21 protein-coding genes and 5 pseudogenes are annotated in these 25,682 nt (G+C 63.1%); 12 read left to right on the top strand and 14 right to left on the bottom strand.

The features are described from left to right. Positions 1-23 precede the first annotated feature (23 nt). Positions 24-704 carry a flavin reductase family protein gene (locus ACFXS9_RS32740; protein ID WP_392696305.1) on the top strand — a complete coding sequence of 227 codons (681 nt, stop codon included), beginning with the start codon at positions 24-26 and terminating at the stop codon, positions 702-704. Here ACFXS9_RS32740 and ACFXS9_RS32745 read toward each other — a convergent pair. The 3 genes from ACFXS9_RS32745 to ACFXS9_RS32755 form a co-directional block, all read right to left on the bottom strand. Next, positions 701-1,570 (bottom strand): DMT family transporter, encoded by an 870-nt coding sequence (locus ACFXS9_RS32745; RefSeq protein WP_392696307.1) that lies wholly within the window; start codon positions 1,568-1,570, stop codon positions 701-703. The two genes, ACFXS9_RS32740 and ACFXS9_RS32745, sit on opposite strands and share 4 nt — an antisense overlap. 161 nt (positions 1,571-1,731) lie before the next feature. After that, on the bottom strand, positions 1,732-2,457 hold the full coding sequence (gene phbB, locus ACFXS9_RS32750; protein WP_392696310.1) for an acetoacetyl-CoA reductase: 726 nt from the start codon (positions 2,455-2,457) through the stop codon (positions 1,732-1,734). A 208-nt stretch (positions 2,458-2,665) separates the two neighbouring features. Then, a complete protein-coding gene (locus tag ACFXS9_RS32755) occupies positions 2,666-3,844 on the bottom strand; it encodes an acetyl-CoA C-acetyltransferase (RefSeq protein ID WP_392696313.1) in 1,179 nt (392 codons plus the stop codon). 315 nt (positions 3,845-4,159) lie between these two features. Between ACFXS9_RS32755 and phaR the strand changes: the two genes are divergently transcribed. Next, positions 4,160-4,759 (top strand): polyhydroxyalkanoate synthesis repressor PhaR, encoded by a 600-nt coding sequence (gene phaR / locus ACFXS9_RS32760; protein ID WP_392696316.1) that lies wholly within the window; start codon positions 4,160-4,162, stop codon positions 4,757-4,759. A 156-nt stretch (positions 4,760-4,915) separates the two neighbouring features. Here the strand turns inward: phaR and ACFXS9_RS32765 are convergent, their stop codons facing one another. Continuing rightward, entirely contained in the window at positions 4,916-6,607 is a 1,692-nt protein-coding gene (locus tag ACFXS9_RS32765; RefSeq protein WP_392696319.1) for a putative bifunctional diguanylate cyclase/phosphodiesterase, read from the bottom strand. Positions 6,608-6,827: 220 nt separating this feature from the next. Here ACFXS9_RS32765 and ACFXS9_RS32770 point away from each other — a divergent pair, with 220 nt between their 5' ends. Further along, entirely contained in the window at positions 6,828-7,115 is a 288-nt protein-coding gene (locus ACFXS9_RS32770) for a hypothetical protein (protein ID WP_392696322.1), read from the top strand. Position 7,116: 1 nt separating this feature from the next. Here ACFXS9_RS32770 and ACFXS9_RS32775 read toward each other — a convergent pair whose 3' ends face one another. From ACFXS9_RS32775 to mtgA, 3 genes are all read right to left on the bottom strand, one after another. Beyond that, the gene (locus ACFXS9_RS32775) at positions 7,117-7,863 is read right to left on the bottom strand and encodes a hypothetical protein (protein ID WP_392696325.1); all 747 of its coding nucleotides are present in this window, start codon (positions 7,861-7,863) and stop codon (positions 7,117-7,119) included. A 135-nt stretch (positions 7,864-7,998) separates the two neighbouring features. Beyond that, entirely contained in the window at positions 7,999-8,181 is a 183-nt protein-coding gene (gene rpmF / locus ACFXS9_RS32780; protein WP_028347701.1) for a 50S ribosomal protein L32, read from the bottom strand. Between the two features lie 154 nt (positions 8,182-8,335). Further along, complete coding sequence (gene mtgA, locus ACFXS9_RS32785; protein WP_392696328.1) at positions 8,336-9,013, bottom strand: monofunctional biosynthetic peptidoglycan transglycosylase; 678 nt, start codon at positions 9,011-9,013, stop codon at positions 8,336-8,338. A 176-nt stretch (positions 9,014-9,189) separates the two neighbouring features. On the opposite strand from mtgA, the pseudogene ACFXS9_RS32790 reads away from it, so the two are divergent. Next, positions 9,190-10,109: pseudogene (locus tag ACFXS9_RS32790) on the top strand (polyprenyl synthetase family protein). Between the two features lie 121 nt (positions 10,110-10,230). Continuing rightward, a complete protein-coding gene (locus tag ACFXS9_RS32795) occupies positions 10,231-10,911 on the top strand; it encodes a DUF1345 domain-containing protein (RefSeq protein WP_392696330.1) in 681 nt (226 codons plus the stop codon). Between the two features lie 59 nt (positions 10,912-10,970). Here the strand turns inward: ACFXS9_RS32795 and ACFXS9_RS32800 are convergent. Continuing rightward, positions 10,971-12,742 (bottom strand): annotated as a pseudogene (locus tag ACFXS9_RS32800) (caspase domain-containing protein). Positions 12,743-12,955: 213 nt separating this feature from the next. Then, positions 12,956-13,383, bottom strand: a pseudogene (locus ACFXS9_RS32805) (GFA family protein). A 101-nt stretch (positions 13,384-13,484) separates the two neighbouring features. On the opposite strand from ACFXS9_RS32805, the gene ACFXS9_RS32810 reads away from it, so the two are divergent. After that, positions 13,485-13,859, top strand: coding sequence for a nuclear transport factor 2 family protein (locus ACFXS9_RS32810; protein ID WP_392696333.1), 375 nt, complete (start codon positions 13,485-13,487; stop codon positions 13,857-13,859). Between the two features lie 61 nt (positions 13,860-13,920). Here the strand turns inward: ACFXS9_RS32810 and ACFXS9_RS32815 are convergent, their stop codons facing one another. Continuing rightward, positions 13,921-15,261, bottom strand: a complete 1,341-nt coding sequence (locus tag ACFXS9_RS32815) for a Rieske 2Fe-2S domain-containing protein (protein ID WP_392696335.1) — start codon at positions 15,259-15,261, stop codon at positions 13,921-13,923. Between the two features lie 245 nt (positions 15,262-15,506). Beyond that, on the bottom strand, positions 15,507-16,400 hold the full coding sequence (locus ACFXS9_RS32820) for a TauD/TfdA dioxygenase family protein (protein ID WP_392696338.1): 894 nt from the start codon (positions 16,398-16,400) through the stop codon (positions 15,507-15,509). 241 nt (positions 16,401-16,641) lie between these two features. Here ACFXS9_RS32820 and ACFXS9_RS32825 point away from each other — a divergent pair, with 241 nt between their 5' ends. Continuing rightward, the gene (locus ACFXS9_RS32825; protein WP_392696341.1) at positions 16,642-17,682 is read left to right on the top strand and encodes an IS110 family transposase; all 1,041 of its coding nucleotides are present in this window, start codon (positions 16,642-16,644) and stop codon (positions 17,680-17,682) included. 308 nt (positions 17,683-17,990) lie between these two features. On the opposite strand, the pseudogene ispG reads toward ACFXS9_RS32825, so the two are convergent. Beyond that, a pseudogene (gene ispG / locus ACFXS9_RS32830) lies at positions 17,991-19,273 on the bottom strand (flavodoxin-dependent (E)-4-hydroxy-3-methylbut-2-enyl-diphosphate synthase). A 267-nt stretch (positions 19,274-19,540) separates the two neighbouring features. Here ispG and ACFXS9_RS32835 point away from each other — a divergent pair. Beyond that, positions 19,541-20,416, top strand: coding sequence for a sulfurtransferase (locus tag ACFXS9_RS32835; protein WP_392696344.1), 876 nt, complete (start codon positions 19,541-19,543; stop codon positions 20,414-20,416). Between the two features lie 107 nt (positions 20,417-20,523). Then, a complete protein-coding gene (locus tag ACFXS9_RS32840) occupies positions 20,524-20,781 on the top strand; it encodes a hypothetical protein (protein ID WP_392696347.1) in 258 nt (85 codons plus the stop codon). Between the two features lie 75 nt (positions 20,782-20,856). Here ACFXS9_RS32840 and ACFXS9_RS32845 read toward each other — a convergent pair whose 3' ends face one another. Continuing rightward, a complete protein-coding gene (locus tag ACFXS9_RS32845; RefSeq protein WP_392696350.1) occupies positions 20,857-21,795 on the bottom strand; it encodes a DMT family transporter in 939 nt (312 codons plus the stop codon). Between the two features lie 30 nt (positions 21,796-21,825). Continuing rightward, the gene (locus ACFXS9_RS32850) at positions 21,826-22,311 is read right to left on the bottom strand and encodes a Fur family transcriptional regulator (RefSeq protein WP_392696352.1); all 486 of its coding nucleotides are present in this window, start codon (positions 22,309-22,311) and stop codon (positions 21,826-21,828) included. Positions 22,312-22,465: 154 nt separating this feature from the next. Between ACFXS9_RS32850 and ACFXS9_RS32855 the strand changes: the two are divergent. The 3 genes and pseudogenes from ACFXS9_RS32855 (at position 22,466) to ACFXS9_RS32865 (ending at position 25,670) form a co-directional block, all read left to right on the top strand. Further along, positions 22,466-22,944, top strand: a pseudogene (locus ACFXS9_RS32855) (MarR family winged helix-turn-helix transcriptional regulator). Continuing rightward, positions 22,937-24,106 carry an HlyD family secretion protein gene (locus ACFXS9_RS32860; RefSeq protein ID WP_392696355.1) on the top strand — a complete coding sequence of 390 codons (1,170 nt, stop codon included), beginning with the start codon at positions 22,937-22,939 and terminating at the stop codon, positions 24,104-24,106. The pseudogene ACFXS9_RS32855 and the gene ACFXS9_RS32860 overlap by 8 nt, the downstream one beginning before the upstream one ends. Before the next feature lie 4 nt (positions 24,107-24,110). Further along, positions 24,111-25,670, top strand: a complete 1,560-nt coding sequence (locus ACFXS9_RS32865; protein WP_392696357.1) for a DHA2 family efflux MFS transporter permease subunit — start codon at positions 24,111-24,113, stop codon at positions 25,668-25,670. The last annotated feature ends 12 nt before the right edge of the window (positions 25,671-25,682 follow it).

A 25,682-nucleotide genomic window follows, 5' to 3' on the forward strand; every position in this document is an offset into this window, starting at 1 on the left:
TCCACAACACGAGGAGCGGAAAAATGCACGGGACATTCAGCGTTTCACATCAGATCGAACCGGCCATTCTCTATTTCGGCACGCCGGTGGTCCTGATCGGCTCTACCAATGAGGACGGTTCATTCAACCTCGCGCCGATGTCGTCGGCATGGTGGGTTGGTTGGCGCTGCATGCTGGGGTTGGCGGCCAACTCAAAGACCACCGAGAACATGATCCGAACAGGCGAGTGCGTGCTCAATCTGCCGTCGGCCGCGCTAGTCGGCGCGGTCGACCGTCTGGCTCGCACGACCGGCTCGGATCCGGTGCCGGCGGGCAAGCGTATCCGCGGCTATCGGCACGCGCGCGACAAGTTTGGCCTGTGCGGCCTGACCGCGATGCCGGGCGAAACCGTTGCGGCGCCCCGCGCGCCGGAGTGCCCGGTGCAGATCGAAGCCAAGGTCGCACGCGTCCATGAGATGGCCGAGGAGGATGCGGTCTGGCGCGGCAACCTTGCCGCGATCGAGGTGCGCGTCACCCGGGTGCATGCGCATCCCGGCATCATGTTGGAAGGCGAAGCGAACCGCATCGATCCCGACAAATGGCGGCCGCTGATCATGAGCTTCCAGCAGTTCTACGGGCTGACGCCGGAGAAGCTGCAACGCTCCGAGCTCGGGCAGATTCCGGAGGCGATGTACAAGCCGCCGGGCTGGAAGCCAGCGGCTTAAGATTTCCGCCACACCATATCCTTCGCCGCGATCAGCCCGCCGCCCGCAATCAGGATTGCGGCGACGGCGATCGTGGCGGTGGCTTGCGCAAAGCCGGCGAGGATCAGAAACAAGGTCGATAGTAGCGGCGTCGCGTAGGATGCCGCTCCGAGCACGCGGATATCGCCGCGCTTCATGCCGATATCCCAGACGAAGAACGCAGCCCCGACAGGGCCGACGCCGAGCGCGATGACGGCGAGCCATTGCCCGATCGTTTCCGGCCAGACCGTCTTCTCCACCATGGCATGGACGAACGCGGCCAGCAGCGCGGTGGCGAGGCAGAAGCCGGCCACCGCATCGGTCGGCACCGCCTTGAGCTTGCGCGACATCACCGAATAAGCCGCCCATACAAAGGCGGCGACGAAGGCCGCAGCCAGCCCCGGGATCTGGCCTGGCGCAAAGCTGGCGCCATTGCCGGCGAACAGCAGCACCGTGCCGGCAAGCCCGAGCAACGCACCGATAATGTGATGTGGCGCCAGCCGCTCGCCCGGCAGCAGCGACGAGAACAGCACAATCAGCAGCGGCCAGAGATAATTCAGCAGGCCAGCCTCGGCCGGCGGCGCAAACCGCAACGCGAGGAAATACAGCGCGTGATAACCGAACAATCCGCCGACGCCGACGACCCAGGCGACCGCTGGCTGCTTCAAGGCGCCAAAGGCGGCGGGCCGGAACAGGAAACTTGCGAAAGCGACCAAAGCGCCGATCGCAAACGTCATGGCAGCGAGCTGGAACGCCGGAATTTTTCCGGTCGCAACCGTCAACACCGACAGCAGCGACCACATCAGGATCGCGGTCAGTCCGATCAGCGTGGCGGTGCGGGCGGTCATTTATGCAGGTACTTTCCGTCATGGCCGGGCTTGTCCCGGCCATCCACGTCTTCGTCGTCCGACGGTTTTAAAGACGTGGATGCCCGGGACAAGCCCGGGCATGACGACTTTTTACTGGTCGCTCCTGCACGCAACGGCTACGCGCGATGACGCGACGATCATCACACCAAGTACTGGCCGCCGTTGATCGTCATGGTCGAGCCGGTGATGCCGCTGGCCTCGTCGGCAGCCAGGAATACCACCGCGCGGGCAATCTCTTCGGGCTCGCCGAGACGATTGATCGGGATCAGCGGCAGAATGCTTTTCTCAAGCACGTCCTTCGGCACCGCCTGCACCATCTCGGTGTTGATGTAGCCGGGGCAGATCGCGTTCACGGTCACGCCGGCCTTGGCATTCTCCAGAGCGAGCGCCTTGGTAAAGCCGATGTCGCCGGCCTTGGCGGCGGAATAGTTGACTTGGCCGAACTGTCCCTTCTGGCCGTTGATCGAGGAGATGTTGATGATGCGGCCGAATTTGCGGGCGCGCATGCCCTCGATCACCGGGCGCGTCATGTTGAACAGCGAACCGAGATTGGTGTTGATCACCGCGTTCCACTGATCGAGCGTCATCTTGTGGAAGGCGCCGTCCTTGGTGATGCCGGCATTGTTGACCAGCACGTCGATCGGCCCGAGGTCGGCCTCGACCTTCTTGATGCCGTCGGCACAGGCGTCGAACGAAGAGACGTCCCATTTGTAGACCGGGATGCCGGTTTCGGATTTGAATTTTTCGGCGGCGGCATCATTGCCGGCGTAACTCGCCGCGACCTTGTAGCCCGCAGCTTTCAGCGCCTTGCTGATCGCCGCGCCGATACCTCGCGTCCCCCCCGTAACCAATGCAACACGTGCCATGTCGTAGTCCTCCTTGGTGGTCTTCTTTCTATGCCGGAATTGTCCCGGTCTTTTGACGAAGCTCAGCCTTTGGTTTGAAGCGTTGTTGAAAAAAACCTCGCATAAGACGAAAATGCCCGGCGCGAGACCGGGCATTTCATCTTTACCAATTCGAGCCGCGGTTGCGAGATGATCTTTTCATCATTCAACCGATCACTCTGCCTTTAGTTCAGTCGCGTGCGACGCACATCGCAATGCCCATGCCGCCGCCGATGCACAGCGTGGCGAGGCCCTTCTTGGCATCGCGCTTCTGCATCTCGTGCAAGAGCGTCACCAGCACGCGCGCGCCCGACGCTCCGATCGGGTGGCCGATCGCGATCGCGCCGCCATTGACGTTTACCTTGCTGGTGTCCCAGCCGAGATCCTTGTTCACCGCACAGGCCTGCGCCGCGAACGCCTCGTTGGCCTCGATCAGGTCGAGGTCGCCGACGTTCCAGCCGGCCTTCTTCAGCGCAGTGCGCGAGGCGGGGATCGGGCCGGTGCCCATGATCTTGGGATCGACGCCGGCCTGGCCCCAGGAGACGATGCGGGCGATCGGCTTCTTGCCCTGCCTGGCTGCTTCCTTGGCGGTCATCAGCACGACGGCGGCCGCGCCGTCGTTGATGCCAGAGGCGCTGCCGGCGGTAACGGTGCCGTCCTTCTCGAAGGCCGGCTTCAGCTTGGCCATCGACTCCAGCGTCGCGCCGTGACGGGGATATTCGTCGGTGTCGACCACCACATCGCCCTTGCGGGTCTTGATGGTGACGGCGGTGATCTCGTCCTTGAACTTGCCGGCCTTCTGCGCAGCCTCGGCCTTCTGCTGTGAGTTGACGGCGAACTCGTCCTGCTGGGCGCGGGTGATCTGCCACTGCTTGGCGACGTTCTCAGCGGTGTTGCCCATGTGATAGCCGTTGAAGGCGTCCCACAGGCCGTCCTTGATCATGGTGTCGACCAGCTCCAGGCCGCCCATCTTCACGCCACCACGCAGATATTGCGCATGCGGGGCCATGCTCATCGATTCCTGGCCGCCCGCGACCACGATCGAGGAATCGCCGTTCAGCAGCGCCTGGTAGCCGAGCGCGACCGAGCGCAGGCCCGAGCCGCAGAGCTGGTTGACGCCCCAGGCCGGGCTCTCCACCGGAATGCCCGCGTTGATCGAGGCCTGACGGGCCGGGTTCTGGCCCTGCGCCGCAGTCAGAATCTGGCCCATGATGACTTCGGAGACCTGGCCCGGCTCGACACCTGCCCGCTCCAGCGCGGCCTTGATGGCGATGGCGCCGAGGTCATGGGCCGGGGTGGTGGCGAACGCGCCGTTGAAGCTGCCGACCGGAGTGCGGGCGGCGCTGACGATGACGACATCGTCTGACATGGACATCTCCTTATGGGGTTTCTTGGGCTTGAGGTTGTTGGACGGCGGGCGGCCGGGGTGGCGTGCCTGTCTCTCACCTTATGTTGTTAACCTCGTTGACCCATGTCAATCGGCCGGCGCCCAAAATCCTGCCGCGGCGCATTCAAATTGATCCCCAGGGGTTTCCATAGCAGCGTCCATGCCTTGGAATTAACCGTGCCGCACAAAACGGTAGCCGAACCGCATTGAAAATGCTTACTTTGCTGCGTTGCGTTGCTCGTCTGCCCGTCGGCGAAGCCGCCGGGTTCCCTGCTCTCGGTGTCGATGTGTGAGCTTATGGCAAAGTCAGACCAACCTACGACCATCAAGAAATACGCCAACCGGCGGCTCTATAATACCGGCACCAGCACCTATGTGACGCTCGAGGATCTCGCAGCGATGGTGAAGGAAGGCGAGGATTTTCTCGTCTACGACGCCAAGACCGGCGACGACATTACCCGCCAGGTGCTGGCGCAGATCATCTTCGAACAGGAAAACAAAGCGGGACAGAATCTGTTGCCCACCACTTTCCTGCGGCAGTTGATCCGCTTCTACGGCGACAGCATGCAGTTGGTGGTGCCGAAGTATCTGGAGCAGTCGATCGATACGCTGACGCGCGAGCAGGAAAAATTCCGCAAGCAGCTCACCAACACCTTCAGCGGCACGCCGTTCGCGCCGCTCGAGGAACATGTCCGCCGCAACATGGAATTGTTTCAGCAGACGTTCTCGATGTTCAAGCCGTTTGTGCCGCCGCGCGCCGGATCGCCTTCGCCGGAACCGGAGAAGGTGCCGGAGCCGGCGACCGACGGAGACAATATCGACGATCTTCGCCGCCAGATGAAGGAAATGCAGGAACGCCTCGAGCGCATGTCGAAAGAGCCGAAGAAGGAAGAGTAGCTCTTCGTCGAACCTCTCTCTCCACCGTCGTCCCTGCGAACGCAGGGACCTATAACCACCAGCGTTAGTTGTTCGCAGAAGGCGTCGACCCGACTGCCCGATTGATTGGCCGCGGCGTATGGGTCCCTGCGTTCGCAGGGACGACAGCGGAGAGAGCTAACCCGCCGCCGGCAGCACCGTCTCAGCCGACACCGCCCACGGCCGCTGCGGCGATGCCAGTCCGATCAGGCGGCCTTGGATGTAGTCGCAGCCCCATTCGCGCAGCATCACGGCGGCTTCCTCGTCGTGCACCCATTCGGCTACCGTCTTGATCTGCAGGCGGTTGGCCAGATCGATCAGCGTATGCACGAAGGCGCGATCGTCGGCGGAGCGGGCGATGTTCTGCACGAAGGCGCCATCGATCTTCACGATATCGACGCCGAGCTTGCGCAAGTTGCGGAACGAGGTGTAGCCGGCGCCGAAATCGTCGATTGCGATCTGGCTGCCGAAGCTTTTCAGTCGTGTGATGAAGCCCCTGATATCATCGATATCCTGGATCGCAACCGTCTCGGTGATCTCGACGATCAGCCGCTCACCGGCGCCGGGATGCGCCTGCATCAGCGATTCGATTCCGGTCCACCAGTCCGGGTCCATGGTGGTGTCGGGCGAGATGTTGAGGCTGAGCCGCACGTTCGGCGACGCCGCGAGTTCGGCGACCGCGAGTTCGAGCACGCGATGATCGACCAGCCGGATCAGGCCCAATCGCTCGGCGACCGGAACGATATCGGGCGCCAGCAGCGCCTGCCCGTCCTCCTGCTCCATCCGTACCAGGCATTCATAGAACGCCGGCTGCCGCGAGCGCGCTTCGACCACGGGCTCAAAGGCGGTGACGATCCGCCGCTCGTTCAATGCAGTGACGATCTCGTCGGTTACGCGGATGTTGACGCGACGCTGGGCGTCGCGCTCGAGGTTCGGCTTCCATAGCGAGAACGATCCGGCGCGGCGGCGCTTGGCGTCATCGAGCGTTTCCTGGGCGCGATTGACGGCCTCATCGGCATTGCGGGCGTAACGAGGGATGCTGATCGCGCCGATCGAGGCCGTCACCGAAACGGGACCGGATTTGGTCGGGATTACCTCGTCGCGGATCCCTGCCAGGAAGCGCTCGGCCGCGATATTGGCGTCTTCGACGGTGCAATTCCTCAAGATCAGCCCGAACTTGTTGCCGGAGAAGCGCCCGAGCACGTCGCCGCCGCGCAGCTTGGCACGGATGCGCCTTCCGACTTCCGCAATCACGGCGTCCGCGACATCGAAGCCGAAAGCGTCGTTGACGCGCGCCAAATGATCGATGCCGATCAGCATGAAGGCGCACGTCGTTCGGAGACGCCTGGCTTCCTCGATCGCTTCCGCCAGCGAGGCGATGAGATGCGTGCGATTGAGTTCACCGGTCAGCGGATCGTGCATCGAGAGCTTCAGCAATTGCTCGTCGCGGGCACGGCGCTCATTGTTGATGCGGACAATGCCTTGCGCGCGCACTGGCTTGCCGTCGGGCCCCGCGAACCAGCAACCGGTTTCCTCGATCCAGAGTACCGGCGCGGAGCTTGAGGCTCGCACGCCATATTCGATCCGGTAGGCGACGCCTTCGCCGCCCCGCGGCGGAGGCGATCGCGTGAGGGCGTCCGTCCGGATCGAGCGGGAGGGCTCGATCAACCGGGCGAACCCGGCGCCACTCGCCAGCGCTTCCGCCGGAATGTCGGTGAAAACCGCGCCGGCATTGTCGCTCCAGGCGATGGTGTCCGCTATCAGGTCCCAAACGAAAGCCGCCTGGCCTAGCGAGGCAAGAATGCTGGAGGCTTCCGGGACAGGGGGCATCAGATCGCCTCGATTCGGGACACCGCCGGGTGATTCCTCGGGCCTTAAGGATAGACGAGAGGCTAGGCAAAGTTGATAAATAATCCGGAAACCATGTTTCACGGACTTTCCGGATTGGCCGGGAACGAAGCGGAAGGGAGCGGCATAGGCCTTGCGAGGTCAGATCGCAGTGGGGCGTTTCGTCCCGAAACGTGACAGTTTTAGCCGGTTGCGGTGCGCGATGCTGGATATCGATCGATCAGACGAAATTTTGGACGGCGAGTTCGTCAACCTCGACGAGCCGGCCTGCGTCGCGTTGGTGCCGGTCGCCCAGTCCGTACACTGGTCACAGCGAGCGGCGATGCCGCGGCCCGATCCGACCTTCCTCGCGCAGTTGATCGCGGCCGCCGATCAGACACCGCAAACACGCGGCCTGAGGCGGGCCTCGCTGGCGGATGCGCAGACGGCCTACGGCGCCAGCCAGATCCGGTACTGCAACACCGGCTCCCGGACACGGCAGACCATCTAAATCAGCGCTGAGGTGTCTCCGGCTTGTCCGGTGATGGCGGAGAGCCCGGCTGTATGCCGGGCGACGGGACTTCGGGCGACGGGACTTCCGATGAAGGCGTTTTCGGCGGGGGCGCCTCGGGTACGACCGAGGCCGCCTCGGGCGCGACCGCAGGCTGCGCCGGTTTCGGTTCGACGGCAGGCTGGGCCGGTTTCGGTTCGGGGGGATCCTGCAGCACGGATTCGGCAACAGAGGCTGCCGCCGGTGCAGATGGCGCGGCAGGCGCAGGTGGCGTTGCCGGCGCGGGGGCAGGTTGGGGCTTGGCGGCCGGTGCCTCGACTTTTTCGGGTTCGGCGTCTTTTGCTGGAGGCGCAGGCGCAGGCGCCGCCGCTGCGACGACGGCACGGCGTCGTGTCCGCAATGCCAGGCCGGAGATGAAATCCACCAGCGACAGCGCCGTCATCAGGAAATAGGTCGAGGTGCCGAACTTCGGCCACAGCAGGAATTCGGCCGCCGCCGCCGCGAACACGATCAGCGACAGCAGATGGTCGGTGAGATATTTCGCGCCGGGCCGCGCGCCTTTGATGACCTCGGCGAGCAGCAGCAAGATGCCGAGCGTGAGCAGCACGTCGCTCAGCGTCACGGTCCATTCCGCGCCCGACATCAAGGTCAGCTTCACCAGCGGATCGGTGAACGATACCTCCGGCATCAGGAAGACGATGATGTTGTAGATCGCGAGCGGAATCAGAAGCAGCGGAAAACCGACCATGGGTATCGCGCCTTGCTAGGAAAACCGGAAATGTCCCCGGGGCAAAGCATCGCTTCGCCCTGTGGAACCGTTGGCCCACTCGTTGGCCAAATTCGGGCAGGCGCCACTGGAAGCGGCGCCTTGTCCCCTATCCGGTCAGGATTCCTTCTTCTTGAGCACCTGCCGGCCTTTGTACATGCCGGTCTTCAGGTCGAGGTGGTGCGGACGGCGCAGCTCGCCCGAATCCTTGTCCTCGGCATAGGTCGGCTTCTTCAGCGCATCCGCCGAGCGGCGCATGCCACGCCGCGAGGGCGATGTTTTTCTTCTGGGAACGGCCATAACGGTCCTCTAGGGGTGTTGTCGGAGGCATCCGTCCGAAACCAGACCGCCCAGCGCTTCGCGCACGGGCTACGATGCCGATAAGGCCGCGCTTATAGAGGATGGGCCGGCGTAAAGCTAGGGCAGGTTGCGGTAAAAGCGGCCGAAAATTGGCTCAAAAAGCGCGATTCTCGCTCCAGCAGCGCTGTAGCGCCGCGGCATTGGCCCGCGCCATGTAGGTGGCGGCCAGACGGCGCACCCCGGGGCCGGGATTGCGGGCACTGCGCCTGACAGGGTTGGGCAGGATCGCCGCCAGCAAGGCGGCCTCGCGCGGCGACAGGGTCGAGGCCGAACGGCCAAAGGCGTAGAGGGAACCGGCTTCCGCCCCGAACTGCCCGGACGGGCCGAGTTCAGCGATGTTGAGATAGATTTCCAGGATCCGTTGCTTGGGCAGCACCAGATCGATCCACATCGCGAGCGGTAGTTCCAGCACCTTGCGGACCACGCTGCGGCCCGGCCACAGGAACAGGTTTTTCGCCACCTGCTGGGTAATTGTCGACCCGCCGCGGGTGGGTTCGCCGTCCTCGGCGTCGTCGATTGCGTCCTGCAGCGCACCCCAATCGACCCCGCGATGGCTGCAGAATCTGGCGTCTTCGGAGCCGACCACCGAGCGCGGCAGGTAGGGCGAAATCGCTTTGAAATCGATCCATTGCCGCGACACCGGCGCGCCCTTGAGCCAGCGCCAGGCCATCAGGGCCGAGACCGGATGCCCGGTGCGGTAGAACGGCGTCACCAGATAGGGCAGCAACAGCACCGCCAGCAGGATCAGCACTAAGATTCGGACAATGCGCAAATTGGACGCTTCCGGTTCAGCCCGGGCCCTCCGGGACCGCTGAACAGGCCCCACCCGCGTGACATCTCGATGATATTTCGGGCGTTTTCCAGCGCTTTTGTGACCTGCGTCATGGAATTGACGAAGCGCCCGCCATCAAACATTGTCCGGGCCAAATTGATCTGGAGCTATTCTTAATGACAACCGCCACTGCCGATTTCGCCAAACGACTGGACCAGACCGCGGAGGACACCGAAGCGCTGCTGGCGAAGCTGTTGTCCGATACGCCGCTGCCCGACGAGATCGCGCGGCCGAAGCGGCTGATGGACGCGATGCGCTATTCCAGCCTCGGCGGCGGAAAGAGGCTGCGGCCCTTTCTGGTGGTTGAAAGCTCGGCGGTGTTCGGCGTCCCGCGCGAGGCCGCGCTGCTGGTCGGCGCGGCGCTGGAATGCATCCATTGCTATTCCCTGATTCATGACGATTTGCCGGCGATGGATAACAGCGACCTGCGCCGTGGCCGGCCCACGCTGCACAAGGAGACCGACGACGCCACCGCGATCCTGGCCGGCGACGGGCTGTTGACGCTGGCGTTCGACATCGTCACCCGCGACGAGATCCACAAAGACGCCAATGTGCGCCTGCTGTTGACGCGGGCACTGGCGCGCGCTTCCGGCATCGGCGGCATGGTCGGCGGCCAGATCCTCGACCTCGCCGGCGAAGGCCGCTTCGGCGACCGCGAACCGGTCGACGTGGCGCGGCTGCAGCAGATGAAGACCGGCGCGCTGTTGCGCTATGGCTGCATCGCCGGCGCGATCCTCGGCCAGTCCACGCCGAAAGAACACCAGGCGCTCGACGATTACGGCCGCGCGCTCGGCGAGGCGTTCCAGATCGCCGACGACCTGCTCGACGTCGAGGGCGACGCCGCAGCGCTCGGCAAGCAGACCGGCCAGGATGCGGCGCTGGGCAAGACGACCTTCGTCACCCAGCTCGGCATCGACGGCGCCAAGCAGCGCGTGCGTGATCTCCTGGCGCGCGCCGATTCCGCGCTGTCGATCTTCGGCGCGAAGGGCAACATATTGCGGGCAGCCGCGCCTTTGTCGCGGAGCGCAGGAACTAGAGCTTCGGCTCTGATTGAAATCAGAACCGAAGCTCTAGATTCATGTTTTGACGCGTTTTCTTCACGCGAACCGGTATCCACTTCGCTCGAAAACGCTATAGCGCGTATCGAAGGCCAGCGGATGGACAAGGAATTCGAGAAACACCTTGTTCGCTTCCAGAACCTGCCGATGCCGGTCCGCGTCGTCTACGGAAGGCCGCGGACCTTCATCGCGCTCGCGGTTGGCGTGGCCGCATTCTTCCTGGTGCCTGACACGCTTCGGCTGGCGACACGTCTCATCGTCGGCTGGGATGTCTTCGCCGCGCTGTATCTCGTACTCGCTTACATTATGATGCTGCGCTGCGACGTCGACCACATAAGGCGCAGCGCGGTGTTGCAGGATGACGGACGTTTCCTGATCCTGTTAGTGACCGCGTTCGGCGCCCTCGCAAGCCTTGGCGCGATCGTGTTCGAGCTCGGCGCCTCGAAAGGCAATCCGGCCGGGCTCATCCTGGCGACGGCGACGATCGCATTGTCATGGGCGCTTGTGCATACAGCCTTTGCGCTGCACTACGCCCATGATTTCTATCGCGGCAAAAAGCCCGGCGGCCTGCAGTTTCCAAGCGGCGACGCACACAAGGATGCGGATTACTGGGATTTCGTCTACTTCTCGTTCGTGGTCGGCATGACCGCGCAGGTTTCCGACGTCGGCATTACCGACAGGATTATCCGCCGCACCGCGACCGTGCACGGCATCATTTCGTTCGTGTTCAACACCGCGCTGCTGGCCTTGATGGTGAATATCGCGGCGAGCGTGATCTGAAACGCCATTGGCCCCGCTGTCGCGGCGCCAATGTGGACTTGATCTGATGCCGGCCGCCGTTACGGGCATACACCCGACATGATGGCCTGGTAGCTATTGCAGCCCTGCTGGCGCTCGAGGCCGGTGAGCGGGCGGCCACTGGCCCCGATGCTCGGATCCCGTCCCTGATAACGCCCGGCGGTGGCCTGCCTGCCCCGCGGCGCCTGATACGGCCTGGCTTCCAGCGCCTGCCGCGGTTCGGGCCTCTCGCGCTTGGCGACCGGCTTCCTGGCGCTACGCTTCTCGCATTCGTTGTCGTCGTTGAGGTACGAGCCCTCCGCGCAGGTGATCTTGGTGCAGCGCTCTCCCTCGGCCTTGAAGCCGTGCTCGCAGACCAGCGGGCACACGCGCGCCGATTTCAGCTTGATCGTATCGAGCGTATCGACGCTGGCGACCTTGGTGTCGAGCTTGGTTCCGGCGTAGCGGTTGAACAGGGTCAGCGACCGCTGCGAGGCGCGATTCCAGTTGCCATCGGCGTTGCCGGTCAGGCAGCCGACGCGTTGCAGTTCGGCCTGTACCGACTTGGTGACGTCGGCCTGCGGCGGCCCTGACGTGAGGGCAGCAACGTTCACGGTCTTGTCCTTGTCAGCGGACGCCGGGGCGGGCGCCTTGTCGGCGGCAGCGCTTTCGGCGGCGACGCGCTTCTGCTCGGCCGCGGCCGCCTGCTCCTGCGCCACCTGCTTGGCCTTTTCAGCCGCGACGCGCGCCTGCTCGGCGGCCTTGGCTTCCGCTTCGGCCTTTGCCTGCTGCGACTTCTGGGCGCCCTCGGCGGCGAGCCGCGCCCGTTCCTGCTCGGCGAGCCGCGCTTTCTCGGTCGCCGCGACGCGCGCCTCCTCGGCCGCGATCTTGTCGAGCTGGAGTTTTGCAAGGCTCGAATAGAAGCCGTCGGGATATTGCCCAAGGAAGGCGTTGAGCGCGCTCTTGTTGCCGATCTGCAGTGCAAGTTCGTAATCGCGGCGGGCTTCGGCCTGCGCACTGAGGGCTGGCGCAGGAGCTGCCGCCGCAGGCGCCGGACGCGCCGGCACCAGCGGCACGTCTTCACCGCCCAGCGAACCATACACAAAGGGTTCCTGCCGATTATTGGTGGTTTTGAGCACCTCGTCGCGGACAAAGCCGAACGCGCGGCGGACGTCGAGCCCGGGCTTGGTCAAATGATTCGACAGCGCCGACGTGAACGGGCTGTTCTTGCCGTCACCGTCGGCCGCCGTCGAACCGGCCTTGGCCGAATAGGCAATCAGGACGTTGGGGCTGGTCGGCTCGACCTTGGCCAGGCCTTGCCCGATCGCGCGCGACGCGACGGTACGCTTCATGGTGCGGGCAAACGGATTGTCGCGGCAGGCGTCGAGAATCACGAGCCGCAGCTTCTTGGCGGGCTCGATTGCGATCAGGATGCGATCGAGCGAGAGGCCCTCGTCATAAATGTCGGTATCGCGTTCCAGCCGCGCATCGACGGGAATCAGGTAATTCGCGCCGTCAACTTCGATCCCGTGGCCGGCGTAGTAGACCACGGCAATATCGGCGTCGCGCGCGCGATCGGCGAAGTCGCGCAGCGCGCGACGGGTCTCGGCTGCCGGCAAGTCGCGGCGGAATCGACGACGTCAAAACCGGCGTCCTTCAGCGTCGCCGCGATCTTGGAACTGTCGTTAACCGGGTTGGTGAGCGGTGCGACATTCTGGTAGGCGGAATTGCCGAGGATCAGCGCGACGCGCTTCTCGGCAAAGGCCGGCTCGCTCACCAGCAGGAAGGCGGCGGCTGCAAGTGCCCATCGGCACAATTTTAGCGATCCAGACATCATGACTCCTCCGGAGCCTCGTACTTTTTTACCACACCGGTCTGCCTATCAGAAGGATCAGGCCGGCTTTGTGAGTTAGGTCACGAACCACGCAGACGTGAATCGCACCCCTCCATCCTTAGTCTGGCCAGTGTCCCGCGGGTTCGGCCGTCACCAATCACCTTTCCGCCGGGTTCCGCCCGGATATGGCGGCGAACGTGTACGCCCGCGCGATCACCGCGGCACGACATGCTCCTGAAATTGCGGCAGGTCATCCGTGATCGAAACCAGGGCGCCTTGGAGCCGACGAAGATGTGGGCCGTTGGACGGATCGAGGGATCGTCAACCAGCGTGCCCATGGCGACATGGACGAAGGCGCCGTCGCGCACCACGGAATAGAGCAACGAGCCGCATTTGGGGCAATGCGCGTTGTGGTTCGCCGCATCGCCATAGATCATGATGTTGTCTTTGCCTTTGGTGACATCAAACTTGTCACGTGCGATGCCGGCAAACGGCTTGAATGCCGAACCGGTGGTGCGCCGGCAATCTGGGCAGTGGCAATTCAAGGCGTATGCGAATTCGTCCGCCACCGCATAGCGCGTCGCGCGACAGAAACATTCTCCGGCAAGAATGCGAGCATTCGATTTTGCTGAACCCGCCACCCGCAATCCCTCGCACCTGTGATGAACTCACCATAGCGCAATGCGCCGGTTCGTGGCTTAATTCAACCCGAACAAATTTCAAATGTCGGGGAGGAATAGCTGTGAGTCATGACCGATCGACCGTCGAAGCCGTGGTGCAGAACTATTTCGATGGCCTTTATGAGGGCGATGCCGACAAGCTCGGCGCGATCTTCGACGCAAGCGCCGATTTGCGCTGGCTGGAGAAGGGCGAGTTGCAGGTGCTGAGCGTTCCGGACTGGCTCGATCGCGTGCGAAAGCGGCCGTCGGCGAAGGCTGAAGGAAAGCCGCGCGAGGATTTCATCGTCACGATAGACCGCTCGGACGAATCCACCGCCTTCGTCAAGGTGCGCTGCCAATTGCCGCCGCGCTATTTCACCGATTATCTGGTGGCAATGAAGCTGCGCGACGGCTGGAAGATCGTCTCGAAAGCCTACCGCTACAATCTGCGCGAGTAATATTTGCTCAAGCCGCGACGCCCTGAACATCGACAGCAATGACGATGGATCGAGCCTGTCCCTACTCCGCCGCCGCGTTCCTGCCGGGACCGCCGACATAGCCGGCCGCATCGCCGAACCGCTCGATCATGACAGCGGCGAGGTCCTTGGCTTTGCTGGTGACGCAGGCGCCCGAGCGCACGGCGTAGCGGTCCTGATGCTTCAGATGCGGCGGCGCCTCGCCCTTCTGCAGCGCGCGGGCGGCGTCCATCACGAGCTTGCGGAAATGCATGATGCCGAGGTCGGTCGGGCCGAGATGTTCGCGCGTGCGGTCGGCGATCGGGCCCTGGCTGTCCTGCACGGCGGCGTCCTGCTCGGACACGCCCTTGATGCCGGTGTAGCTTTGGGTCTTCTGCAGCTTGCGATCGATCAGGTAGTCGTTCGACTTGTTGCGCAGCGGCACGTAATTATCGTCGACTTCCGCAATGACGCCGTTGCCGCGATCGTAGGCCTCACGTTCGGCATCCGTAATCGGGCGTTCCGGATTCCAGGCATAGGTGTAGATCCAGCAATTGGTATCGGTCACCGGCACGAAGCTCTGACCAAAGATGTTCTCGCCCGGCATCGCGCTCGGCGCATAGGCATGCACCGGCATCAGGAACTGGGCGATGCGCCAGTAGATGTTATCGCTGCCGGTGAGACGCCCGCCGGCGATCGTCAGCCCGGCGTCATGCGGGTTGATCTTGATGACGGGGCGCGGATCTTCCGCTATCCAGCGCATGTGATCGGTGGCCACGCGCACAAGCGGATTCACAAAGTGCTTCTTGATATCGAGGATCTCGTTCTCTTCCTTTTCGAAAGAGAGATGCGCGAAGGTGAAATGCGCGGTGTCGATCGAACCTTCCAGTGCCTGCACCCAGTTGCAGTCCTGCCATTTCTTCGAAACGTAGCGATGCGAGGGCGGCACCAGCGCCATTTCCAGATCGGGCAGCTCGGGCACCTGATCGGCGGGACCCATATAGGCCCAGATCATGTCGCCCCACTCGCGCACCGGATAGGACTTGATGCGGATCAGGCCCTTGGCATTGAGGTCGGGATAGGAGGTCGGCATGTCGACGCAGCGGCCCTCGGTGTCGAACTTCCAGCCGTGATAGACGCAGCGGATGCCGCACTCCTCGTTGCGGCCAAGCCAGAGATTGGCGCCGCGATGCGGGCAATATTGATCGATGACGCCGACCAAGCCACGTGTGTCGCGGAAGGCGAGCAGTTCCTCGCCCATGACGACGATCTTCTTCGGCGGACCATCGGCCTCAGGTAACTCTTCCGACAGCAGCACCGGAATCCAGAAGCGGCGCAGCAGCTCGCCCATGCCGGTGCCTGCACCGCTCTCGGTGAGGAATTTGTTGTCTTCGGCGCGGAGCATGAGCGGGCCTCCCGATGTTGTTCTTCTTTTGCGGAAGATTGGCGCGAGTAGCCGATAACGTCAACGTCGGTCCTGCTCGCGTGTCCCGGACGCGGCGCGGCACCATCAGCGCGTTTACGCGCGTCTTCGACGCGCTATGGTGACGCGCTGCAGAGCCGGGACCCATCGTGGCTGCAAAGCATGGGCCCCGGCTCTGCAGTGCACCGCTTCGCGATGCACTGCGTCCGGGGGCACGATGCGCCGACCTACACCGGCCGCTCGCCCTTTACCGTCACCCGCGTGCCTGACCGCGTATGCGGCCAGTAGTCCCACATCGCGCGGTGCTGGGCGCAGCGGTTGTCCCAGAACGCGATGGCGTTTTCCGTCCAGCGGAAGCGGCATTGGAACAGCGGGTTCTCCGCGTGCTGATAGAGATAGGCGAGCATGGCATCGCTCTCGTCGCGCGGGATGCCCATGATGTGGCGGGTGAAGCCGCGATTGACGTAAAGCGCCTTCTTGCCGGTGACGGGATGCGTGCGCACCACGGGGTGTTCGGCACGCGGATATTCCACCCGGTCGGCGACGCCATAGTTGGCGTAGAGCCCGCGATAGGCCTGCTCGCCATCGTGCAATGCGGTGAGCCCGTCGAGATAGGTCTTCATCCGGTCCGACAGCGCCTCATAGGCGGCGTACATGTTGGCAAACAGCGTATCGCCGCCGCGTGGCGGGCATTGCTTGATGTAGAGGATCGATCCCATCGGCGGCTCGACGTCGCAGGACACGTCGGTGTGCCAGCCCTCGCCATTGGCGCGCGGCAGATCCTTATCGGCATAGATCTTCATCAACGCCGGGTCGCCCTCGTTGGGCGCCGCCGGATGCACGTGCAGTTCACCGAACTTGCGCCCGAAAGCGAGATGCTGCTGCGGGGTGATATGCTGGTCGCGAAAGAAGATGACGAGGTTTTCGGCAAGCGCGCGATGGATTTCGTCCATCTGCCGGTTGGAGCGCGCGTCGTCCGAGACGAGCTTGCCGATATCGACGCCGGAAATTTCCGCGCCGATGATTGGCGTGAGTTTCTCGACCGCAATGGTCTCGTAAGGTTCGGCTTCGTCGGCGACGTGCCGGTAGCGCGGTCCCTGCTTGCCGGACAGCGATGACATGCGCGTTCTCCCAATCGTTCTTGATTGGGACGCATCGTAGCTCGGGCGATACGAAGTGCAATCCACGTGGCACGTCGTCCCGGCCTTGAGCCGGGACCCAACCACAGGAGCACGTTGTTGTGAAAGCTCGAGCCACAGTTTGGCATAACCACAAAGCTCTGTGGTTGATGGTGTGGACGGCCCCTACGGCATCAGTGTGCCAGAATGAGGTTGTTGCAAATCTCAGACAAGGGAGCCGTCCGTGAAGCAGATTAGTCGCATTGGAATGGATACGTCGAAGTATATTTTTGTGCTGCATGGAGTTGATGCGGCGGAGCAGGTGGTGTTGCGCAAGAAACTTTCGCGCAAGCAGGTGCTGGAGTTCTTTGCCAAATTGCCGCCGACCGTGATCGGGATGGAGGCCTGCGGGGCTTCGCAATATTGGGCGCGGGAGCTTCGCAAGCTTGGCCATGAGGTGAAGCTGATGGCTCCGCAATTGGTGAAGCCCTATGTGACGCGGAACAAGAATGACTGGCGGGATGCGGAAGGCCTGTGTGAGGCGATGAGCCGGCCGAGCATGCGGTTTGTGCCGGTAAAGAGCGCCGAGCAGCAGGCTGCATTGATGCTGACAGGAATCCGCGATGGATTGATCGCCCGGCGCACCCAGTTGACCAACACGATCCGCGGCCATGCGGCGGAGTATGGCCTGATTGCGCCCAAGGGGTTGGACAAGATCGAGCCGTTGTTGGCGCAGATTGCCCAGGACGAGACGCTTCCCGCGATGGCGCGCGAGCTGTTTACGGTGCTGGGCCGCGAATGCATCAGGCTCGAGGGCGAGCTGGAGGCGATCGAGGCCAAGCTGATGGCCTGGCACCGTGGCGATGCCATGGGCCGCCGGCTGGCAAAGATCCCTTCGGTCGGCCCGATCGTGGCGACGGCGCTGGTGATGAAGACACCAGATCCGCGCGCGTTCCGCTCCGGTCGTCACTTTGCGGCCTGGCTCGGCCTCACGCCCAAGGACCATTCCACCGCCGGCAAGACCAGGCTCGGCAAGATCACCCGGGCCGGCGATGAGGACCTTCGTCGCCTGCTGGTGATCGGGGCGACCGCGGTGATCCAGCAGGCCAGGCGTGGCCGCGGCCATCACTCGCGCTGGCTGCTGGCATTGATCCAGCGCAAGCCGCCGAAGCTTGCGGCCGTAGCGCTCGCCAACAAGGTGGCCCGTATCGCCTGGAAGCTGATGGTCACGGGGGAGGCGTACGACGCGACGCGGATCAATGCCACGGCGGCAGTCGCCGCTTAAACAGGTCAAACAGGTTGGCCGGCCGGCGGCTCGTCCGCCGACCGCCCCGGAAGCTGCAAGAGCAGATGGAGCGATCGATCGAGCAACGATGCGAGACAATCCGTGGGACCCATTGGCCGCCAACAGGCCGCTAGGTTGTTTGGAACTCGCATCGCGCAACCCATCTTGGCCAGCGGTCAACACAACCGCATTCACAGGCCGGACATATGGATGCAAGCGATCCGATCTCACTCAAAAAGCTCTTGTGCCACGGGGGCCGTCCACATATGGGTCCCTGCGTTCGCGGGGAACGACGGGCAGAGATAGCCTTACTCCGCCGCGGTCACCGGCGTCTTGCTGCCCTTGCCATAACGCTGGTCGATATAATCGATCACCAGCGCCTTGAAATCGGCGGCAATGGTCGGACCGCGCAGGGTGCGGAACTTCTTGCCGTCGACGAACACGGGCGCGGCCGGCGCTTCGCCGGTGCCGGGCAGGGAGATGCCGATATTGGCGTGCTTGGATTCGCCCGGGCCGTTGACGATGCAGCCCATCACCGCGACGTTAAGCTGCTCGACGCCGGGATATTGCGTTTTCCAGGCCGGCATTTCCTCGCGGATGAAATCCTGGATCGAGCGCGCCAATTCCTGGAATGTGGTCGAGGTGGTGCGGCCGCAGCCGGACATGCCGCGACCAGCGGCACAAAGGTGCGGAAACCCATGGTCTGCAGCAATTCCTGCGCGACCTGAACTTCCAGCGTGCGGTCGCCGCCGGGCTCGGGCGTGAGCGAAATGCGGATGGTGTCGCCGATGCCGTCCTGCAGCAGGATGCCGAGCGCGGCGGATGAAGCCACGATGCCCTTCGATCCCATGCCGGCTTCGGTGAGGCCGAGATGGATGGCGTAATCCGAGCGGCGCGCCAGCTCCTGATAGACTGCGATCAGATCCTGCACGGCGGAAACTTTTGCCGACAAAATCATGCGGTTCTTGGCCATGCCGAGCTCTTGGGCGCGGGCGGCCGACAGCAAAGCCGACTGCACCATGGCCTCGCGCGTTACCGCGCGGGCATCGCGCGGGTTGGCCGAGGCCGTATTCTCGTCCATCAGCTTGGTCAGCAGTTCCTGATCCAGCGAGCCCCAATTGGCGCCGATACGCACCGGCTTGTTGTTCTTGTTGGCGATCTCGATGATGTCGGCGAACTGCGTGTCGCGCTTGTTCTTGAAGCCGACATTGCCGGGATTGATGCGATACTTGTCGAGCGCTTCGGCACAGGCCGGATATTCGGCGAGCAGCTTGTGGCCGATATAATGGAAGTCACCGATCAGGGGCGTGGTGATGCCGCGCTTGCGCAGCCCATCGCGGATGTGCGGAACGGCGGCAGCAGCTTCCTCGCGGTCGACCGTGATGCGCACCATCTCCGATCCGGCGCGCGACAGCGCCGCGACCTGCGCGATGGTGCCTTCGACATCGGCGGTGTCGGTATTGGTCATCGACTGCACGACGATCGGCGCCCCGCCGCCGACGGCAACATTGCCGACCATGACCTGTGTGGTTTTGTGCCGGGCCTTCGGGCCGGCGATGTCGTCTTGCGGGATTATTTCGGGCTTGTTCATGGGGCCTCGAATATCAGGTTTTGGTGACATGTACCAAGGGGGCGGCGAAGGCAGTGTGCGCCTTGTCACATAGCGGATTTTTATCTTGTGTGTTCAACAGCTTAGGTCAGCCGCAGCGACCAAAAGCAGGGCAAAAGACCTCAGTCTTTCGTTAACCGCTATATTGGACGGAATCACCGAATTGAAAGGGCGAGCATGCGTCTGGCGCCTTTTCATGGCCCGATGCGGGCCCTAGCATCGCCGAAACATAAATAATGGGAGGTGGGTATGCCGGCGCGAAACGAGCTGATCACGACGGCGGAACTCACTGACATTCTCAGCCAACCCGATCTGCGCCTGTTCGATTGCACCACCTACCTCGAACCCGCCCCTGAAGGCTCCAGTCTGCCCTATCTCACCGTGCCCGGCCGGCACAGCTTCGAAGCCGGCCATATTCCGGGCGCAGATTTTCTCGACCTGCAGCGCGAGTTCTCCGATCCCGATACCGAACTTCGCTTCATGATGCCTGATGTGGCGCGGCTCGAACGGGCGTTCGGTGATCACGGCGTGTCCATTAGCAGCCGCGTGGTGCTGTACAGCATTGGCACGCCGATGTGGGCGACTCGGTTCTGGTGGATGCTCAAATCGCTCGGATTCGAGAAAGCTTCAGTGCTCGACGGCGGTCTCGATAAATGGAAGTTCGAAGGACGCCCGCTCGAAACGGGGCCCGCAAGGGGATATCCGCCAGCGACCTTCACGGCGAAGCCGAGGCGCGGATTTTTCGTCGACAAGCACGAGACGCTCGCGGCCTCCTCGGAGCGCAATACGGTCGTCGTCAATGCACTCGGTCCGCAGTTTCACAAGGGCCTCGAGCCAAGCCGCTACGGCCGACCCGGCCGCATACCTGGCAGTTGCAATGTATCGGCCGCGACGCTGCTCGATCCCAAGACGAAGGACTTCGTGCCGCTTGCGGAGGCCGAAGCCAAGTTCAACGCGCAGGGCATCACCAAGGACAAGCGCGTGGTCGCCTATTGCGGCGGCGGCATTTCGGCGACGATCGACCTGTTCCTGCTCTACCAGCTCGGTTACGACAACCTCACCCTTTACGATGGCTCGATGGGCGAATGGGCCAAGGATGCGTCGCTGCCGATCGAGACGGGGTAACTGCGTCCTTACGGGGTAACTGCGTCCCTCAGGGTTCGTTCATGGAACGCTTAGTAGGCCGTTGACAACGGTTCTTGTCAGGTCAATCTAAGGCTTAGAGGTGAAAAATGAGCCCTGCCTTGGTATTAACGACGGTTAATGCGCCCCATAGCAAGCAGCTAGATGCGCAGGAGCTTGCCTTTTGTCTTCTCCATCCCGAAGCGGCACAGGCAGTACCTGGGCACATGTCTTCGTTTTTTGGTGAAGTCAGTCCAAAGCTGCAAATCGAGTTTGCCAGCTCTTACAATATTTCCAAGCAACAGCTCGCAGCGGCGGCCAAGGCATTCGCCATCTATTCCGGCGAAACATATCCACACATCTCGTGAGCGCTCCGAAACCTTTGCCTGATTGGGCGCGGTTATTCCGCATAGCTTGGCGCAGAACGGGTGTGTTATGGCAGATCACGCCGGCACGTTCGGATCCGGCACCACCTTCGGATCCGGCTTGTTGACGAGATAGAGCCCGGCGATGACAAGTACCGCGGCAATGCCGAAGGCGATCGTCAGCGTGTCGTGCAGGATGAAATAGGCGGCGACGACGCCGAACAATGGCGTGACGAAGGTGAACGACGACAGTTTGCTGGCTGAATAGGTCTTCACCAGCGCGAACCACAGCACGAAGGTGCAGCCCACCACCCAGATCGCCTGATAAGCCAACAACGAGATCGACAGCACGCCCGGCATGTGGGTGATCTTCTCGCCGAACAGCAGGGATGCGCAGCCCAGGATCGGGATCGATACGGCCACCTGATAGCCGAGCGCTTTCTCTGGCGCCGCGTTACGAAGTTTCGTGCCCTTGGCGATCAGCGTGGTCGCGCCCCACAGCGCGCCGCCGCCGACCACCAGCAGGTCGCCCAGCAACACTTTTGCGTCGACATTTGCCTGCGGCACGCCGATTGCCAGCGCGACACCGGCAAAGCTGAGACCCAGCCCACCCCATTGCATCATGCTCAGGCGCTCGCCGAGAAACTGGTAGGAGCCGAGCGCGACGAAGAACGGTGCGGTGTACAGGAACACGGCGGCGCGCGACGCCGATGTGAACACCAGCCCGCTGAAGATCAGGACGAATTCGATACCGAACAACGTGCCCGCGAGCAGGCCGGGACCGAGCGAGCCGTCACGCTCGAAGAATTTTACGCCGCGCAGCCAACCGGCCAGCAGCATCACCGGCAACGCGCCGGCCGAGCGGATCAAGGCCTGCAGCATCGGCGGCACATCGGGCAGCGTTAGCTTCACCGCAATCTGGTTGAAACCCCAGCTCAGGCACAACATCAGCATCAAGGCGATGGCGCCCGGGGTGAGCGCACGCCCGGCGGAAGGTTCTACTGGCTTGGACGACATCTCTCCTCGTGGCCGGCTTGGCGCCGTTTCTTATTTTTGGCAATGCGCGCAGATGCCGGCGATCTCGACGACGGAGAGCTTTGGCGCGAATCCGGAGGCCCGCGCCGCCGCATTGAGGCTTTGCGCCACGGGGGCCGCAGGAATTTCGCCGACCGAGCCGCAGAGCTCGCAGATCAAAAACGCCACCATCGAGGTCTCGTCATGATCATGCGCGCAGGCAAGGAACGCATTGCGGCTCTCGATGCGGTGGACGAGGCCGTTCTCCATCAGGAAATCGAGCGCGCGGTAGACCGTGATCGGCGCCGGCCGCGGCATCGATTTGGCGAGCTCGTCGATCACCTCATAGGCCCCGAGCGGGCGATGGCTCGACAGTAGCGCTTGCAGCACCTGACGCCGGATCGGGGTAAATTTCTGCGCCCGCCGCGCGCAAACCTGTTCGGCATGCGCGATCGCGTCCGCAGTGCAGCGGCCGTGATCATGGCCGGGCGCAGGAAATGTCGGCTTTGTCAGGCTCATATCACGCCTTGTACCAGTTTGAGGGCCAATCCTAAAGCCCGCGCATGCATTGGCTCCCAGCCATGTGCTGGAAGCGGATCAGGCCATTATTAACTCACCGTGCAGAATTCATAAGCAAGCTTATTGTATTGCAGGCTTATGGAGGCTTGGGCGCATGCGCGGTTCCGTGGACATGAACTTCCTGTTTACGCTTGGCGAGGTGCAACGGATGGTGCGCGCCTATGCTGACCGGCAGGCGGCGCGCTATGGCATCACCCGTGCGCAATGGGCCGTGCTGGCCAAGGTCGAGCGCACCGAGGGCCTCAAGCAGTCGGAACTTGCCGAACTGATGGAGATGCAGCCGATCACGCTGACGCGGCTGATCGACAAGCTCTGCGACAATGGCTGGATCGAACGCCGCGGCGACGAGAATGACCGCCGCGTCAACCGCCTTTATCTGCGCAAAGCCGCGCGGCCGCTGCTCGGCAAGCTCGCCGGGCTTCGCTCGAACTGACGGCGACCGCGCTCGACGGCATCAATCCCGCCGACGCCCACCGCCTGCTCGACCAACTCGATCTGATCAAGGAAAACGTTCGCAACGCGATCCAGAATCCGGCCGGCGAACCTCCCAGAAAGGAGCAGCGCTATGGCTGATCCGGTCCTCAAATTCCCGCCGGAGCAGAAGGGCGCCCCCGCGGCGCCGTCGCGGCCGAAACTCGCGGCCGAGCCGCGCCGCCGGCTGATGGCCGGCATGCGGCGCTACCGGCGCTTTCTGCTGTTGGTGGTGTTGCCGTTGGTTGCGCTGGTCGCCGGCGTGACGTTCTATCTCAACGGCGGCCGCTACGTGACCACCGACGATGCCTATGTCGGCGCGCAGAAGGTTCTGATCACGCCCGACATCTCCGGCAAGATCGAGAAAGTCGTGGTGAAGGAAGGCCAGCAGGTCAATCCAGGCGACGTGCTGTTCGAAATCGACCCGGTGCCGTTCCGCCTCGCGGTGGCGCAGGCCAAGGCCAACCTCGCGCAAACCAAGGTCACCTACGACAATCTGATCGCCGACTTGAAAATCTATGGCCAGATGAGCGAACTCTCGCAGCAGGGCATGGACCTGAAGCGGCGAGACGTGGAGCGCAAGTCGGCGCTGGTGAAGAACAATTTCGGCTCGCAGCTCGACCTCGATAACGCGTCGACCGCCCTCGTCACCACGAGCGCGCAGTATCAGTTGCTGCAGCAGAAGATCGCGACCGCAAAAGCCCAACTGCTCGGCAATCCCGATCTGCCGCTCGAGGAATTCCCGCCCTACGCCCAGGCCAAGGCAGCGCTCGACCAGGCCCAGCGCAATCTCGACCACACCGTGATGCGCGCGCCGATGGCCGGCATTGCCACCCAGGTCGAGCAGATCCAGCTCGGCCGCTTCGTCACGGCCGGCACGCCGGTGTTCAGTATCATCGACACCTCGAACCCGTGGGTCGACGCCAACCCGAAGGAATCCGATTTCACCTATGTCGCGGTCGGCCAGTCCGTCACGCTCGAGGTCGATGCGTTCCCCAATCACCCGTTCAAGGGCACGGTCGGCTCGCTCTCGCCCGGCACCGGTGCGCAGTTTGCGATCCTGCCGCCGCAGAACGCGTCGGGCAATTTCGTCAAGGTGGTGCAGCGCGTGCCGGTGCGGATCTATTTCGACAAGAACGACAAATTCGTCCGCAAGCTGAAGGCCGGCATGAGCGTCTACGCCACCATCGACACCAACCATCGGCGCTCGCTGTCGGCCCTGCTCGGCCTGTCGCCGGCGACGGCGAACCAGGACCACGATTAGCGCCATGGCGACGCCGGGCCAGCCATCGACATCCGTTCCCGGCCTGCGCCGGAACATGGTGACGATCTGCGCCATGACGGCGACCATCATGCAGGCGCTGGACACCACCATCGCCAACGTCGCGCTGCCCTACATGCAGGGCACGCTGTCCGCGTCGCAGGACCAGATCAACTGGGTGCTGACGTCCTATATCGTCGCCGCCGCGATCATGACCGCGCCGGTCGGGTGGATCGCCAACCGCTTCGGCAGCAAACGCATCTTCATCATCTGTTCGGCCGGCTTCACGATCGCCTCGGTGTTATGCGGATTGGCGCAGGACATCGGCCAGATGGTGGTGTTTCGTCTGCTGCAAGGCGTGTTCGGCGCGGCGCTGGTGCCGCTGTCGCAGGCCGTGATGCTCGATTCCTACGCGCTGCACGAGCGTGCAAAGGCGATGGCGATCTGGGGCATGGGCGTGATGATGGGGCCGATCATGGGCCCATCGCTCGGCGCCTGGCTGACGGAAACCTATTCCTGGCACTGGGTGTTCTTCGTCAACCTGCCGTTCGGCATTATCACCGTGCTTGGCCTCGTCATCTTCATGGACGAGACCAAGAAGGACCTTGAGCTGCGGTTCGACTGGTTTGGCTTCACCGCACTGGCGATCGCCATCGGTGCGCTGCAGCTCGCGCTCGACCGCGGCGAGCAGCTCGGCTGGCTGGAATCCAACGAGATCATTGCAGAGTTCATCATATCAGCGGTCGCCTTCTATTATTTCCTGGCGCATTCGCTAACCACGTCGCATCCGTTCATCCAGTTCGCGCTGTTCAAGGACAAGAATTTCGTCGGCGGCTGCGTATTCATGGCCGTGATGGGGCTGGTGCTGTTCTCGACCATGGCGCTGTCATCGCCGTTCCTGCAGAACGTGATCGGCTATCCGATCATTACCGCGGGCCTTCTGCTGGCAAGCCGCGGCTGCGGCACGTTTGTGGCGATGATGCTGGTCGGCCGCATGATGCGCCATATCGAAGCGCGGACGCTGATCGTCTCGGGGCTCGGCATCACCTGCCTGTCGCTGTTCTACATGACCGGCTGGACCGACCAGACCGGCGCAACCGAGATCGTGATCATCAGCGTGGTCCAGGGCTTTGGCTTCGGCCTGGTGTTCGTGCCGCTCTCCACGGTGGCATTCCTGACGCTACCCAATCATCTGCGCACCGACGGCACCTCGATGCTGACCTTGATGCGCAATGTCGCCAGCTCGATCGGGATCTCGCTCGTGATCTCGCAACTGACGCAAGGCACGCGCTACACCTACGCCGTCCTCTCGGAACACATCAACCCCTTCAATCACGCCCTGCAGATGCCCGCCGTGCGCGGCATGATCGATCTCGCCACCGACAAGGGCCGCGCCATGGCGGACATGATGGTGAAAGTACAGGCGCAGATCATCGCGTTCTCGTATGACTACCAGCTCGTGATGATCTTCACCGCCTGCGCCATCCCGCTCGCCATCATGATCGGCTCGACCAAGGCGACGCTGCGCGAGCAGTCGACCGCGCCGGGTCATGCGGTGATGGAGTAGGGCTGCCATTCG

Origin of the sequence: Bradyrhizobium sp. RDI18 (assembly GCF_043203335.1) — a bacterium.
In the GTDB taxonomy this organism is placed as follows: Bacteria; Pseudomonadota; Alphaproteobacteria; order Rhizobiales; family Xanthobacteraceae; genus Bradyrhizobium; species Bradyrhizobium retamae.

Excerpts from the sequence above, each read along its gene's own strand:
- phbB (WP_392696310.1), bottom strand. The coding sequence starts at position 2,457 with ATGGCACGTGTTGCATTGGTTACGGGGGGGACGCGAGGTATCGGCGCG.
- ACFXS9_RS32845 (WP_392696350.1), bottom strand. The coding sequence starts at position 21,795 with ATGTCGTCCAAGCCAGTAGAACCTTCCGCCGGGCGTGCGCTCACCCCG.
- ACFXS9_RS32850 (WP_392696352.1), bottom strand. The coding sequence starts at position 22,311 with ATGAGCCTGACAAAGCCGACATTTCCTGCGCCCGGCCATGATCACGGC.
- ACFXS9_RS32745 (WP_392696307.1), bottom strand. The coding sequence starts at position 1,570 with ATGACCGCCCGCACCGCCACGCTGATCGGACTGACCGCGATCCTGATG.
- ACFXS9_RS32740 (WP_392696305.1), top strand. The coding sequence starts at position 24 with ATGCACGGGACATTCAGCGTTTCACATCAGATCGAACCGGCCATTCTC.
- ACFXS9_RS32775 (WP_392696325.1), bottom strand. The coding sequence starts at position 7,863 with ATGGTCGGTTTTCCGCTGCTTCTGATTCCGCTCGCGATCTACAACATC.
- ACFXS9_RS32755 (WP_392696313.1), bottom strand. The coding sequence starts at position 3,844 with ATGTCAGACGATGTCGTCATCGTCAGCGCCGCCCGCACTCCGGTCGGC.
- rpmF (WP_028347701.1), bottom strand. The coding sequence starts at position 8,181 with ATGGCCGTTCCCAGAAGAAAAACATCGCCCTCGCGGCGTGGCATGCGC.
- ACFXS9_RS32795 (WP_392696330.1), top strand. The coding sequence starts at position 10,231 with ATGGACAAGGAATTCGAGAAACACCTTGTTCGCTTCCAGAACCTGCCG.
- phaR (WP_392696316.1), top strand. The coding sequence starts at position 4,160 with ATGGCAAAGTCAGACCAACCTACGACCATCAAGAAATACGCCAACCGG.
- ACFXS9_RS32815 (WP_392696335.1), bottom strand. The coding sequence starts at position 15,261 with ATGCTCCGCGCCGAAGACAACAAATTCCTCACCGAGAGCGGTGCAGGC.
- ACFXS9_RS32770 (WP_392696322.1), top strand. The coding sequence starts at position 6,828 with ATGCTGGATATCGATCGATCAGACGAAATTTTGGACGGCGAGTTCGTC.
- ACFXS9_RS32820 (WP_392696338.1), bottom strand. The coding sequence starts at position 16,400 with ATGTCATCGCTGTCCGGCAAGCAGGGACCGCGCTACCGGCACGTCGCC.
- ACFXS9_RS32860 (WP_392696355.1), top strand. The coding sequence starts at position 22,937 with ATGGCTGATCCGGTCCTCAAATTCCCGCCGGAGCAGAAGGGCGCCCCC.
- ACFXS9_RS32765 (WP_392696319.1), bottom strand. The coding sequence starts at position 6,607 with ATGCCCCCTGTCCCGGAAGCCTCCAGCATTCTTGCCTCGCTAGGCCAG.
- ACFXS9_RS32840 (WP_392696347.1), top strand. The coding sequence starts at position 20,524 with ATGAGCCCTGCCTTGGTATTAACGACGGTTAATGCGCCCCATAGCAAG.
- ACFXS9_RS32865 (WP_392696357.1), top strand. The coding sequence starts at position 24,111 with ATGGCGACGCCGGGCCAGCCATCGACATCCGTTCCCGGCCTGCGCCGG.
- ACFXS9_RS32835 (WP_392696344.1), top strand. The coding sequence starts at position 19,541 with ATGCCGGCGCGAAACGAGCTGATCACGACGGCGGAACTCACTGACATT.